This window comes from Rhodococcus sp. P3_B8, from assembly GCF_056402775.1.
In genome coordinates this window covers 78,431-90,791 of the sequence record NZ_JBFUGT010000008.1, presented here as the reverse complement: position 1 = coordinate 90,791, position 12,361 = coordinate 78,431, and the positions used below count along the sequence as shown (strand labels likewise).

At 67.3% G+C, this 12,361-nt stretch carries 13 protein-coding genes; 4 read left to right on the top strand and 9 right to left on the bottom strand.

Annotated elements, in window-relative coordinates; all coding sequences use genetic code 11:
* Nucleotides 1–14: 14 nt before the first annotated feature.
* Nucleotides 15–266, top strand: coding sequence for a hypothetical protein (locus tag AC1D1G_RS05650; protein WP_280779536.1), 252 nt, complete (start codon nucleotides 15–17; stop codon nucleotides 264–266).
* A 233-nt stretch (nucleotides 267–499) separates the two neighbouring features.
* Here AC1D1G_RS05650 and AC1D1G_RS05645 read toward each other — a convergent pair whose 3' ends face one another.
* Nucleotides 500–655 (bottom strand): hypothetical protein, encoded by a 156-nt coding sequence (locus AC1D1G_RS05645; protein WP_198602205.1) that lies wholly within the window; start codon nucleotides 653–655, stop codon nucleotides 500–502.
* A 231-nt stretch (nucleotides 656–886) separates the two neighbouring features.
* Between AC1D1G_RS05645 and AC1D1G_RS05640 the strand changes: the two genes are divergently transcribed.
* Nucleotides 887–1,813 carry an AraC family transcriptional regulator gene (locus tag AC1D1G_RS05640; protein ID WP_477951463.1) on the top strand — a complete coding sequence of 309 codons (927 nt, stop codon included), beginning with the start codon at nucleotides 887–889 and terminating at the stop codon, nucleotides 1,811–1,813.
* On the opposite strand, the gene AC1D1G_RS05635 is transcribed toward AC1D1G_RS05640, so the two are convergent.
* The gene (locus tag AC1D1G_RS05635) at nucleotides 1,814–2,917 is read right to left on the bottom strand and encodes an NAD(P)-dependent alcohol dehydrogenase (protein WP_317569424.1); all 1,104 of its coding nucleotides are present in this window, start codon (nucleotides 2,915–2,917) and stop codon (nucleotides 1,814–1,816) included.
* 26 nt (nucleotides 2,918–2,943) lie between these two features.
* On the bottom strand, nucleotides 2,944–4,425 hold the full coding sequence (locus AC1D1G_RS05630; RefSeq protein WP_477951462.1) for an aldehyde dehydrogenase family protein: 1,482 nt from the start codon (nucleotides 4,423–4,425) through the stop codon (nucleotides 2,944–2,946).
* Nucleotides 4,426–4,583: 158 nt separating this feature from the next.
* Here AC1D1G_RS05630 and AC1D1G_RS05625 point away from each other — a divergent pair, with 158 nt between their 5' ends.
* The gene (locus tag AC1D1G_RS05625) at nucleotides 4,584–5,075 is read left to right on the top strand and encodes a MarR family winged helix-turn-helix transcriptional regulator (RefSeq protein WP_317569425.1); all 492 of its coding nucleotides are present in this window, start codon (nucleotides 4,584–4,586) and stop codon (nucleotides 5,073–5,075) included.
* Between the two features lie 13 nt (nucleotides 5,076–5,088).
* Here AC1D1G_RS05625 and AC1D1G_RS05620 read toward each other — a convergent pair whose 3' ends face one another.
* The 4 genes from AC1D1G_RS05620 to AC1D1G_RS05605 form a co-directional block, all read right to left on the bottom strand.
* Nucleotides 5,089–6,669, bottom strand: a complete 1,581-nt coding sequence (locus tag AC1D1G_RS05620; RefSeq protein ID WP_317569426.1) for an FAD-binding oxidoreductase — start codon at nucleotides 6,667–6,669, stop codon at nucleotides 5,089–5,091.
* Between the two features lie 283 nt (nucleotides 6,670–6,952).
* On the bottom strand, nucleotides 6,953–8,134 hold the full coding sequence (locus AC1D1G_RS05615) for a zinc-dependent alcohol dehydrogenase (protein ID WP_317569427.1): 1,182 nt from the start codon (nucleotides 8,132–8,134) through the stop codon (nucleotides 6,953–6,955).
* 179 nt (nucleotides 8,135–8,313) lie between these two features.
* Entirely contained in the window at nucleotides 8,314–8,514 is a 201-nt protein-coding gene (locus AC1D1G_RS05610) for a hypothetical protein (protein WP_317569428.1), read from the bottom strand.
* A 74-nt stretch (nucleotides 8,515–8,588) separates the two neighbouring features.
* Nucleotides 8,589–9,305, bottom strand: a complete 717-nt coding sequence (locus tag AC1D1G_RS05605) for a TetR/AcrR family transcriptional regulator (protein ID WP_317569429.1) — start codon at nucleotides 9,303–9,305, stop codon at nucleotides 8,589–8,591.
* Nucleotides 9,306–9,396: 91 nt separating this feature from the next.
* Here AC1D1G_RS05605 and AC1D1G_RS05600 point away from each other — a divergent pair, with 91 nt between their 5' ends.
* Nucleotides 9,397–10,608, top strand: a complete 1,212-nt coding sequence (locus AC1D1G_RS05600) for an FAD-dependent monooxygenase (protein ID WP_317569430.1) — start codon at nucleotides 9,397–9,399, stop codon at nucleotides 10,606–10,608.
* On the opposite strand, the gene AC1D1G_RS05595 is transcribed toward AC1D1G_RS05600, so the two are convergent.
* A complete protein-coding gene (locus AC1D1G_RS05595; RefSeq protein ID WP_073360863.1) occupies nucleotides 10,573–10,986 on the bottom strand; it encodes a VOC family protein in 414 nt (137 codons plus the stop codon). The genes AC1D1G_RS05600 and AC1D1G_RS05595 overlap by 36 nt on opposite strands.
* 90 nt (nucleotides 10,987–11,076) lie before the next feature.
* The gene (locus tag AC1D1G_RS05590) at nucleotides 11,077–12,351 is read right to left on the bottom strand and encodes a CHAT domain-containing protein (RefSeq protein WP_317569433.1); all 1,275 of its coding nucleotides are present in this window, start codon (nucleotides 12,349–12,351) and stop codon (nucleotides 11,077–11,079) included.
* Between the last annotated feature and the right edge of the window lie 10 nt (nucleotides 12,352–12,361).

The window sequence follows — 12,361 nt, the reverse complement described above, 5'->3', positions numbered from 1 at the left end:
CAAACCAGAATCGTGTGACCGCTGCTCACCCGGTCGGCGAGCAACATCTCACCGCACCCGAGGCTGCCCGAGCCGCGCATATGTGCGGTGAGCGCGTCCTCGACGAGAAGATCGCATGCTATGGGGTCACCGGGGCGGTCGAACAGCGCAGCGATCGGGAGGTCACCCGAGAGCAGATCATCGGTCCGCTTCCCGCGCATTGCATCCAAGCTGATGACCCGTGGGTCGGGGTCGGGGGATCGACATGGTTCTCCTGCCTGTCGTAGGTGACGGCGGTCTCTCGGTTGCGTTCTCCGGCGCTCGGACCGGCGGTGAGGTCATACCCCTAGTTCACCACGCAAGACGGGCTGGCTGGCGTGGACCTGACCGGTGCTGCGGCGGGTCGTTGAGGTTGAACTTCGCCGGTGGGGCGCCCCGAGGATGCGCGGCGAAGCCGGATACGGTCGGCAGTGGAGGCGCACGAGACGCGGGGACTGTTTCCCGCCGTCCCACGCAGCGGTTATGCCGTTGAGACCGGTTCGGAGAATTCTCGGCGGAGGTGATGGTCGTCCTCGCCGGGTGTGTCCGAGCTGCCGGTCAGCTCGTCGAGGAGGATGTATCCCCCGTAGCCGAGGCCGGCGACGGCGAGGACAGCGGCGTACAGCCGGTCGAGCATCAGTTTCTCCGTATCGTCTGCGGAAACCCCCGAGCCGGCCAAGTATGCCCCCGGGCCCGCGGGTCCGGGTACTACCCAACCGGACGGTTCGAAGACTGTCCTTGACAGACCTCAAGCTAAGGAAACCTTGCAATTGGGGTGTGACTCTGGTCTCATTGTGGGATGTCCACCTCTGTCGGCGGCCCAGCGTCTGTCTCTCTCGTCAGCCGAGACGTCGAAGAGGCGCGTCACGTGGGTGGGCGACTGTTCTACCCGCACTCCGTGGAAGTTCTCGGTGATCAGCAGAGCTTCGGCATACACCTCGATGCCGCCGAGTTGGGCCCCGTCACGATGGGCTGGCTGTCTTACGACACCGAGGTCGAGATCGAAACCGGCAAACTCCAGGACTGGTACCAGGTCAATGTGCCGGTGAGCGGCCGGTTGAAGACGAGTTCGGGCGCCGACCGGATCATCGCGACCCCGTCGTGCGCCGCCGTGTACCGCGCGGACCGCGGATCGGTGCTCCAGGGCTGGGGGCAGGAGACCCGGCGGATCCTGGGAATGAAGATCGAACGCCGCGCCGTCGAGGAGCAACTCGCGCTGCTCCTCGGACGCCCGATCCGCAATCCGATCGCCTTCGACCTCGCGTTGGACATCACCACCGGACACGGGCAGCAGTGGTGGTCCGTGATGCGGGCCCTGTCGGTGCAACTGCGTGACACCGACGCCCTCTTCCGCCACCCGCTACTGCTGGCGCCGCTGACGCAGAGCGTGATCGTGTCGCTGCTCCTGGCATCGCGGCACGACTACAGCGAGCAGTTGGCGGCAACCGTCGCCCCCGCCTGCCCGGCTGCCGTCGAGCACGCCAAGCAGTACATCGAGGCGCACGCGGACGAGCCGTTGACCGCCCTCGAGATCGCTGGCGCGGTCGGGGTGAGTCTGCGGGCGCTGCAGCACGGCTTCCAGACGTCGTTGCAGACCACCCCGATGCGCTATCTACGGGACCTCCGGCTGCGGAAGGTCCGTGGCGACCTGCTGACGGCCGATCCCGAGACGGCAGGCGTCGCCGAGATCGCGTACCGGTGGGGTTTCAACCACCTGGGTCGCTTCGCCGGGCAGTACCGCGAGATGTTCGGTGAAAGCCCCTCTGCGGCACTGCGTTCGACAACTTCTCGATGATCAGAACCGGAGAACCGGTTTGATCGAGGCACCGCTGGTCATGTCCGCGACGGCGGTGTTGATGTCGTCGAAACCGTAGTGGGTGATGAGGCGGTCGATCGGCAGCCGGCCCGACTTCACGAGGTCGACGAGAACGGGGATGAGCGTCTGGGTTTCGCTGTCGCCCAGCGTCAGACCGACGAGGGTGCGGCCCGGGATCATGGCGTTGACGTCGACCGGCACCTCGGTGCCGAATGCCGGTGCGCCGACGATGACGGCGGTGCCGCGAGGTGCGAGCGCGTCGATCGCGGTCCGCAGCACCCCGACGTTGCCGGTGGTCTCGACCGCGCCGTCGACGCCGCCGGGAACGATCTTCGCCAGTTCCTCGGCGGTGTCGACCTCGGCGGCGTTGATCACCTGGGTCGCGCCGAGTTCGCGGGCGAGATCGAGCCGCGCCGGAACCCGGTCGACGACGATCACCTTCGACGCCGGGGTCAGAGCCGCGGCCATCACCGCCGACAACCCGACGGCGCCCGCCCCCGTGACGAGCACGGTCTGCCCCGGGCGGGGCTTCAGCACGTTCCACACCGCCCCGACACCGGTCTGCACACCGCACCCCAGCGGCGCCAGTACGTCCAGTGGGGCGTCCGGGTCGACCTTGACCGCACTGCGCGCGTCGACGACGGCATGGTGCGCGAAGGAGGACTGCCCGAAGAAGTGCCCACCGATCGCCTCGCCGCCGCGACTGACGGGGCTGGTGCCGTCGGCGCGCCCGCCCCCGATCAGGTTGAGCGGCAACCACGTTGCGCAGTAGGCCGGATGCCCGTCGCGGCAGTTCCCGCACGAGCCGCACGAGCTGAACGACAGGAGGACGTGATCACCGACGTCGACCGTCGTCACGCCGGCGCCGACCTTCTCGACGATCCCGGCTCCCTCGTGCCCGAGCACGCCGGGCAGCGGGAACGGCAACGCGCCCGAGGCGACGCCGAGGTCGGTGTGGCACAGGCCCGCGGCGACGAGACGAACGAGGATCTCGTCGGGGCGTGGCTCGTCGAGGTCGACGGTGGACACGGTGAACTTCGCTCCGCCGGTTTCGACGACGGCGGCAGTGGTGCTGGTGGTCATGGATGCTCCTGAAAGGTGGGTGCGCTCTAGGCGAGGGAGATGACGACGGACTTGACCTTGGAATACGACTCGAGGGCCTCCGGGCCGTATTCGCGGCCGAATCCGGAGTTCTTCACGCCGCCGAACGGGACCGCCGGGTCGAGCATCGCCCAGTCGTTGACCCACACGATGCCGGCCTGCAACCGGGCTGCGACCCGATGGGCCCGTGCGACGTTCGACGTCTGCAGCCCCGAGGCGAGTCCGTATTCGGTGCTGTTGGCCAGCGCGATCGCCTCGTCCTCGGTGTCGAACGGTTGCACGGTGAGCACCGGCCCGAAGATTTCCTCCTGCACGACGCGGGAGGTGTTGGGCAGGTCGGCGATCACGGTCGGCTTGTAGTAGTAGCCGCCGCCCAGGTCGAGTCGTKCGCCGCCGGCGACGATGCGGCCACCGTCGGCGCGGGCGATCTGCACGTACTCTTCGACCTTCCGCACGTGCTTGTCCCCGGCCATCGGTCCGACGACGGTGGCCGGGTCGAACGGGTCACCAACCGTCACACCGGGAACGGCCTGACCGAGGATCCCGAGCACCGTCTCGTAGAGCGGGCGGGCGACCAGCAGTCGCGGCCCGCCCATGCAGAACTGTCCGGTGTTGAACACGAAGCCTTTGATGATCGCGCCGATCGCCTTGTCCACGTCGGCGTCCTCGAAGACGATGTGCGCGGCGTTGCCGCCGAGTTCCATGGTGACGGGTGTGAGGTTCTCTCCGGCGACGCTCGCGGCGTGCCGGCCGACCGCCGTCGATCCGGTGAACGCGATCTTGTCGATCCCCCTGTGCTGCAACAGGGCCTCGCCGACGGTCGACCCCTTCCCTGTGACGACGTTGACCACGCCCGCGGGAACCCCTGCCTCGGTGAGGATCTCCGCCATCAGCAGCGCGCTGAGCGGAGTGTCCTCTGCGGGCTTGTGGACCACGGTGTTCCCGGCCGCGAGGGCGGGTGCGATCTTCGACGTACTGAGGATCAGGGGGAAGTTGAACGGGGTGATGGCGCCGACGACCCCGAGCGGTTCGCGGCGAGTGTAGGCGTGGGCGTCGAGTGGAGTCTCCCGGTTCGAGCCGCCCGCGGTCTGCGCGAGCGCGGCGCAGTACTCGTACTGCTCGGCGGTGGTCATCACGTCGACCGGTCGGCACAGGGAGACGGGTTTGCCGACGTCGACGCTCTCGACGGCGACGATCTCGTCGGCCCGTTCGCGGACGAGCGCAGCGACGCGGAGCAGGATCCGGGCCCGTTCGCGGCCCGGCAGTCCCGACCAGCGGCCGTCGTCGAACGCGGCACGTGCGGCGCGTACGGCGGAGTCGAGATCGTCCGCGTCCGCCTCGGCGACGGTGGTGACAGGCTTCCCGGTGGAGGGGTCGACGATCTCGAATCGTTCCCCGGCACCGGCCTCGCGCCACTGCCCGTCGATGAACAGCTGGCGTGGCCCGATCTGCGGGCGGGTGATGACGGCGGTGTCGTCGGTGACTGTCATGTCGCTGCCTTCGCTTCGTGTGAGCTGCCGACCGTATTCGGCAGGGTTCCTTGTGTTCGTCGTTGCGGTCGAACCCGGCTCGGGCGACCTAAGATGGTCAGGAAACCTGAGGTCCGAGTTCGTGGGCCTCGAGCTCGAGGCGCGGGGAGAAGTGGGCGATGACGGCGGATCTTCCGGACGAGATCGATGAGACACCGTTCGACGGGGAGTACGCGCACGACTCCTCGCCGACCCTGCTGTACGCGATCAAGCAGGTCGAACTGGCGATCCGATCCCACATGGATGCCCTGCTGCGGCCGATGGGCATCACCGCGCTGCAGTACACGGCGCTGACCGTCCTGCGCCGGCGCGACGGGTTGTCGTCCGCCGAACTGGCACGAAACTCCTTCGTCACCGCGCAGACGATGGGCGAGATGCTCTCCGCGCTGGAACGCCGCGGACTGGTGACCAGGCGCGTCGACCCCGCCAATCGTCGCCGCATGCTCACCAGCCTCACCCCGGAGGCCCTGGACCTTCTCGCCGAGTATGACGCGAGCATCTGCGGGCTGGAGGAACAGATGCTCGCCGACATGAGTGTTCGTCAGCGCGAGGCGTTCCGCGGATACCTCGGCCGCTGCCGGACCGCCCTGGCCGAGACGCCCGCGCGCTGAGGCGCGTGGCGTGTCAGAGGTTCTGGCCACGGAACCGCTGCGGCCACACACCGGACTTGCCGGGCGCGATGATGCCGTTGGGGTCGAGGGCGTCCTTGATCTTCTCGTGGAACTTCAGCAGCGCACCGTCGCCCCAGTCGAACGTCGCCATCACGTCGTCCATCAGGGCGTTGTGGGTGCGGTATTCGCCGTAACCCGCTTCGGCGGCCTCGCGGACGAGGACCTTCGTCATCTGCAGGATTTCCTCACGAGCATCGGGGATCGCCGTGTCGTAGATGAACAGGCACACGTGGTGCATCTCGCGGAGCCCGATGATGAATTGCGCCGCGTAGTCCTTGGCGTATTCGTCGGCGCGAGCGCGCACCATCTCGAACTGCTTCATCGCCTCGCGCCCGTCCGGCGCCGACACCGGGGAGAATCCGATGTGCCCGCCGTTGGGTACCCAGTCCAGGAGCTGCAGTTCGTCCAGGCTGGGGATGCCGTTGTTGATCTTGTGCCTGTCCTGCAACACATGTCCACCGCGGTCGTCGCGTTCCTCGTGTGTGAAGAAGCGGGCACCGGGAATCTTCCCGAACGCCTCCTTGATCATCCCGTAGTACATCTCGATCAGCGGCGGAGGTCCGTACAGGGTGCCGTAGAAGTTCCAGAAGCCGAGATCGAGATCCTTCTTCATCCTCTCGATCGCCTCGGCCGGCATCGGCCCGTCCCCGTCGAACCACTCGGTGCGCTTCGACACCGCCGCCGCGTCCATGAAGATATTGCGTAGCACCGGAACATTCTGCAGCGGAGCCATATTGATGCGCAGCGGCAGCATGATGTCGACGATCTGCTCCAGATCCTCCTCCTTGTCGAAGGTGATCAGGAACGACTGCGACGCGGGCGGCCGCTGCATCAGGGCGATCCCCATCTTGGTGACGATCCCGAGATTCGACTGGGTGAACATGCCGTCCGGGAAGGGGCCGAACCCGTAGGGGAACAACTGCCACGCGTCGCTGCCGGGCAGTGCGCCCATGCCGGTGCGCATCACATCGCCCTGCGGCAGAACCACTTCCAGTCCCGTCTGCCACATGAAGTGATCGCCGTACGGGGTGTACCCGACGCCGCGGTCCAAGGTGTTTCCCACCACGCTGCCCCATCCCAGGTCGGGGCAGTCGAGCATCAGTCCGGAATCATGGCTCTGGAGGTATTCGTACAGGTCGAAGTAGGTGACCCCGGGTTCGAGCAGTGCGTAACCGTACTTCTCGTTGACTTCGAGGATTCGGTTCATCCGCTCGCCGGTCTTGACGATCACCGAACCCGACAGCCTCGGGGCGGCGCCGCCGTAACCGTTGTTCTTTCCGGTCGAGACCGGGGAGAGGGGGATGCCGTACTCGTTGGCGATCCGGACGATGTCCTGGACCTGCTCGGTCGACTCCGGTGAGACGACGGCCGACGGCATGTTGGCCTCGGCGGCGCCGACCGGGTACGGGTCGCGGAACGCTTCGAGTTCGTCTGCGGTCGACAGGACCCACTTGTCACCCACGACGTCGCGGAAGCGCTGGAGCGCCGCGTCGAATCGCTCGTCGGAAACGCCAAGGGGAAGGGTTCGCGTCATTCTTGACTGCTCCTCGTTCGGCGGCCGCCTCGATGCGGCCGGGTCGTACGCAAGACCTGCGACAGCTGTTCGCTGAATATCAGGTTTCCTTGCTTGCAAGTGTGAGGGGCGTCACTGCGCTGGGCAATCCGCTACACGCCGAGAGGTGGGACGCGGACTTCGCCGTATCCGTGCTGGTCAGGGGGATGCTCGGGCGACGGCCTATCCGGTTTGCGCAAAACGGCGGCGGTGACCGGGCCACCCGTCACGGGATCCCGGCCACCGCCGCTTGCGTCTGCGTCGTTCAGGGTTTGAGCTGGATCTTCACCGCACCGTCCTGCTTCTTCTGGAAGATCTCGTAGGCGTGGGGTGCCTGTTCGAGGGGGAGTTCGTGGGTGGCGAAGGTGTCGACGCCGAGTGGGTCGTCGTCGCCGAGGAGCGGCATGATGTCGTCCACCCACTTCTTGATGTTGGCCTGGCCCATGCGCAGCTGAATCTGCTTGTCGAACAACGTGAGCATGGGAATCGGGTCGGCCATGCCGCCGTAGACGCCGATGATGGAAATGGTTCCCCCGCGGCGGACGATGTCGATCGCCGAATACAGCGCGCCGAGTCGGTCGACACCGGCCTTCTGCATGAGCGGCGCCGCCACCGCATCGGGCAGGTACCCGACGATCTGCTGGGCGAGCTTGCCGATCGGTGAACCGTGCGCCTCCATGCCGACCGCGTCGATCACCGAGTCGGTGCCGCGACCGTCGGTCGCGTCGCGGATGACATCGGCGAGATCGCCGCCGTGCTCGTCCAGGTCCAGGGTTTCGATGCCCCGGGCCTTGGCGCGAGCAAGGCGTTCGGGGACGTTGTCGACCGCGATGACCCGTGCACCCTTGCGATGGGCGATGCGCGCCGCCATGTCTCCGATCGGTCCGAGGCCGAGCACGGTGACCGACCCGCCCTCGGGGATCGCGGCGTACTCGACCGACTGCCACGCCGTGGGCAGCACATCGGACAGGTAGACGAATCGGGAATCCGGTGGGCCCTCGGGGACTTTCACGTGGGTGAACTGGGCTTGGGGGACGCGCAGGTACTCGGCTTGTCCTCCCGGCACCTCGCCGTAGAGCTTGGAGAAACCGAACAACGCCGCTCCCATGCCCTGCTCGCGGACCTGCGTCGTCTCGCACTGGGTGTACAGCTGCAAGTTGCACATGAAACAGTCGCCGCACGAGATCTGGAACGGAATCACGACGCGGTCGCCGACCTTCAGGTCGCCCGCCGCCGAGCCGACCTCCTCGACGATCCCCATCGGTTCGTGGCCGAGGATGTCCCCTTCTCCCATGAACGGGCCGAGAGTTTCGTACAGGTGCAGATCGGAGCCGCAGATGTTCGTTGTCGTGACCTTGATGATGGCGTCGGTCGGGTGTTCGATCTTCGGATCGGCGACGGTGTCGACGCTGACCTTTCGTTTGCCTTGCCACGTGACTGCTCGCACTGGGAACCACACCTCTCGTCGGTCGATGTCCGTAGTCGGGTGCCCGACGGGAGATGGAGGTAAACCGTGCTCGAGGGGGTGTGCCTACTTGACGGCGATGACGTCGACGGGACGAATATCGGGGTCGGTGGCGAGCAGTTCGGGGCCGACCTCGCCCAGTGCCTGGGGGATCGCTCCGGTCAGGTGCGCCTGCCGGCCTTCCTCGTTCTCGAACGTGTCGAAGATGCCGTACGTCGTGTCGCTGACCTTGAACGCGTACCAGGTGACGGTGCCCGTTCTTCCGCCGCCAGGGCGCGTCCCTGCTCCAGGAACGCGGCGAGTTCTTCGCCCTTGCCCGGCTTGGCCTCGAGCAGTGCCAGTAGTCCTCGGTCGATCGTCATGACGTCTCCTCGATAGGGTTCCGACGTGGTCTACCCATGACGTTAGGAGCGCCGAGCCGCAAGCGGAATGGGTGTCATCCGGCGCGGGCCGCGACGAGGGCGGCGAGCCCGTCGAAGATGCGGGCCAGGCCGAATTCCAGCGCGTCGTCCTGCCCGGAGGTGGCACTGGCCGACGCGAACGCGGCCGTCACCTGGGGGTAGCGGTCGGCGTGGTCGGCGACGATTCCCGTCATGATCGCGTTCAGGGACTTCTCGGGTGTGTCGGTTTCGGCGTCGGGTGCCGTCGTCTGCTGAGCGAGGCTGCGCACGTGACCGGTGATCAAGACCACCGCGTCGAGGCGTTCCCCGCCGGTGAGTCCCGTGTCGCGCAGGGCGTCGAGGCCGGATTCGAGCCAGTCCAGTTCGTTCGGGCCCATCACTCGCGGACCGACCGCGACGTCCACCACCCACGGATGCCGCCGCAGGCCCGCCCACATCCGGAGAGCCCACTCGTGGAGCACAGCGCGCCAGCCGCCGTCGATCTCGGACAGGTCGGGCGCGGGTCCGAGAGCGGCATCGAGCATGAGGGCGGTCAACTCCGCCTTGCCGGGGGTATAGCGGTAGAGGGACATTTTGGTGAACCCGAGGTCTTCGGCGAGGCGCTGCATCGACAGTGTGGCGAGGCCCTCGGCATCCGCCATCGAGATCGCGGTGGCGACGATCTGCTCGAGGCTCAGCGCAGGTTTCGGTCCCCGCTTCGGTCTCTCCGGCGATCCCCACAGCAGCTCGGCGGTACGGGGCTGGGTGACCATCTGCGCTCCTCCGGACGACTCTTGATCCGGAATAGTGTCTACCATACACTGATTTGTGTCCGTCAGACACAATTACTCCGCGGAGGCTCCCATGCCGAACAGAACCGTCCTGATCTCGGGTGCAAGCATCGCCGGTCCGGCACTGGCGTTCTGGCTCAGCCGCTGCGGATACACCGTCACCATCGTCGAGCGGGCACCCGACCTTCGGCTCGGCGGCCAGGCCGTCGACTTCAAGGGGGAGGTTCACCGAAAAGTGTTGGAGAGGATGGGAATCCTCGACGACGTACTCCGTCGGCAGACCGGTAAAACCGACCTCCTGATCGTCGACGAACGCGACAGGCACCTGGCGACCATCCCCGGGGAATTCGTCGGCGGCGACATCGAGATCGCGCGGGGCGACCTCACCGAGATCCTCTACCGGCGCACCGCGGATTCGTGCGAGTACCTCTTCGGCGATTCCGTCACCGCACTGGTCGACACGGACTCGGGTGTCGAGGTCACGTTCGAGAAGTCGGACGCACGCCGGTTCGACCTGGTGTTCGGCGCCGACGGCATCCACTCGGCCGTCCGCCGCCACCGGTTCGGGCCGGAGGACGAGTTCGTCCGATACCTCGGCTACTACTACGCCGTCGTCGGGACCACCGGCTCGGCGAGTGACGCCTCGCCGGACCGGGAACGCGGGACGGGACTGATGTACAACGAGCCCGGACGGATGGCCGTCGTCGGCGGACCGAAGGCTCCGGAATTGTTCGTCTTCGCCTCCGATCGGATCGAGTACGACCGCGCCGACGTCACCCAGCAGAAACGAATGCTGACCGCCGCGTATGCCGATGCGGGGTGGCGCGTGCCCCGGCTACTCGCGCACCTGGACGACGCGCCCGACTTCTACCTCGACTCGATCGCGAGGGTCGAGGCCGATACCTACACCGCCGGCCGCGTGGCCCTGGTCGGTGATGCCGCGTACGGAAATACGCTGGGCGGCTTCGGGACCGGCCTCGCCCTCGTGGGTGCGTACGTCCTGGCGGGTGAGCTCGCCGCCGCCGACGGCGACCACCGCGTGGCGTTCGGACGCTACAACGAAAAGATGCTCGGGTACGCGAAGATCGCCCGCAAGGGAAGTGCCGGACCGTTTCTCGCGCCGAAATCGGCTACTCGAATCAGGCTGCGCAACTGGACGTTCAAGTCCACGTTCCTGTTCGGCCTGATGATGAAGCTGACCGACTCCTTCGCTACCGACATCGATCTGCAGGACTACCCGGCGCTGCGATCAGCCCGGTGTGCCGGCGATGTTGACCATCCATGAAATGCCGAACTTGTCGGTACAGGCGCCGAATTCGTCTCCCCACATCTGCTTCTCCAGGGGCACGGACACGGATCCGCCGTCGGCGAGTTTGGCCCAGTAGCCGCGGAGTTCGTCGCCGTCGTCTCCGCTCAGGCTCACCGCGATGTTGGTTCCCGGGTTGTGTTCCATACCGGGCGGGGTGTCTGCACCCATGAGCGTGTAGCCGGTGTCCGACTCGAGCATGGCGTGCATGATCTTGTCGGCGCCTTCGCCTTCCGGCGCACCGTATTCACCGAACGTGTTCAACGCAAGGGTGCCTCCGAAGACGTCCTTGTAGAACTCCATTGCCTGCCGCGCGTTGCCGTCGAAGCTGATGTAGGGGTTGAGCCGAGAGGTCATGGGACATGCTCCTTCTTCGTGCCGGAACCGACAGCAACGACGGTACAACGACCGGCCGACACGATGTGGGGAACGGACGGCCGAGGCGGATCAGTGGGTGGAGACCGTCGCGAATGCCGCCCACAGCACCGGTGAGTGCTCGATCGTCCGCTCGTCCCGCCAGGCGGCCACCCGCTCGCGTTGCCAGTCGCAGAGCGCGCCGACCGCGTCGGGCAGTTCGTGCGCCGCGTCGATCGAGCAGATGGCGTCCTGCAGCGGACACGCGTGTGCTGCGGTGCCGGCGATGCGCTGGAACGCGAGGTCCGTGGGCAGGGCCCAGCGGCTGGCCGTGACGAGTTCCGCCCCGCCGGCGATCATCGCGGAGACCAGCCCGAGCGCCTCGCTGAACCGCAGGTCGCCACCGCTCTCGCAGGCGATCAGCGCCACCCTGCTCGGGATCGGCCACAACTCCGCGCCGCGGATCGGCTCGGCCGTGAGCGTGTGCGTGCCCAGCAGGAGGTCCTTCGCGGACAACGGCCGGTGAGCACGGGTCGGCTCCGCGAACCCGACGGAGTCCGCGGCGCAGGCGAGGTGCAGCTCGGCGTGCTCGCTCTGACCGGATTCGGGTGCCGCCGCGGTGACGTGACCGACATACATCAGCCGGCCCGCACCCTCGCGCAACGCTGCGCCGAGCCACTCCCGGTCCACGTCTTCACGGCGGAAGCAGTCCGTCGGTCCGTCCACCTCGGGGAGCAGCCGGCCCTCGCCGGCGTACGTCGCGACCCGCTGCGACAGCGGACTGTCCGCGGCCATCCGCCCCAGGACCGAGCCGAGTTCCGAATCCGCACGGAAGCCCGGCACCCGCGGGTCGAGCACCGCGACGACGGGGAGTTGCCGGGTGTGCGTCCACGTTCGAACCGGCCGGCCGGGCGAGTGGACGATGCTGAGCGGAGCCAGCAGGCTGACATCCGCGATGTCGACGAGACGCAGCCCGGCGTCGGGTGCGATCAGTTCCCACGGCACCTGCGCGACGCGGGGCGACGGTTGGAGCCGGAGGTGCGGCCGCACACCGCGGGTGAGCAGCTCGTGCAGTTGCTGCGCAAGGCCGAATGGAAGAAATGTGCGTGAAAGGAGCTGAGCCAGATCATGCTCCGACTCGTAGGCGGAGAAGCCGCCCGCCGTCAGCGCGTGGTGCAGTCCCTCCGGATCGGTGAGGTCGGGCAGAGCCCGGGCCAGCGCGGCGAGGGCCGCATCCACCTGCGCGGCGGGTGCGACGCCGACACCGCCGGGGTGCGAGTCGTGGGTCCACCGCCACGACGTGTACAGATCACCGGCGTCGGCCATCCGGACGATCGCGGTCGGTGGGTGACACGGGTGAGTCGGCACCGTCCCAGCA

Coding starts and splice junctions, on each gene's coding strand:
- AC1D1G_RS05645 (WP_198602205.1), bottom strand. CDS start 655: ATGCTCGACCGGCTGTACGCCGCTGTCCTCGCCGTCGCCGGCCTCGGC.
- AC1D1G_RS05635 (WP_317569424.1), bottom strand. CDS start 2,917: ATGACCACCAGCACCACTGCCGCCGTCGTCGAAACCGGCGGAGCGAAG.
- AC1D1G_RS05625 (WP_317569425.1), top strand. CDS start 4,584: ATGACGGCGGATCTTCCGGACGAGATCGATGAGACACCGTTCGACGGG.
- AC1D1G_RS05620 (WP_317569426.1), bottom strand. CDS start 6,669: ATGACGCGAACCCTTCCCCTTGGCGTTTCCGACGAGCGATTCGACGCG.
- AC1D1G_RS05610 (WP_317569428.1), bottom strand. CDS start 8,514: ATGACGATCGACCGAGGACTACTGGCACTGCTCGAGGCCAAGCCGGGC.
- AC1D1G_RS05605 (WP_317569429.1), bottom strand. CDS start 9,305: ATGGTCACCCAGCCCCGTACCGCCGAGCTGCTGTGGGGATCGCCGGAG.
- AC1D1G_RS05600 (WP_317569430.1), top strand. CDS start 9,397: ATGCCGAACAGAACCGTCCTGATCTCGGGTGCAAGCATCGCCGGTCCG.
- AC1D1G_RS05595 (WP_073360863.1), bottom strand. CDS start 10,986: ATGACCTCTCGGCTCAACCCCTACATCAGCTTCGACGGCAACGCGCGG.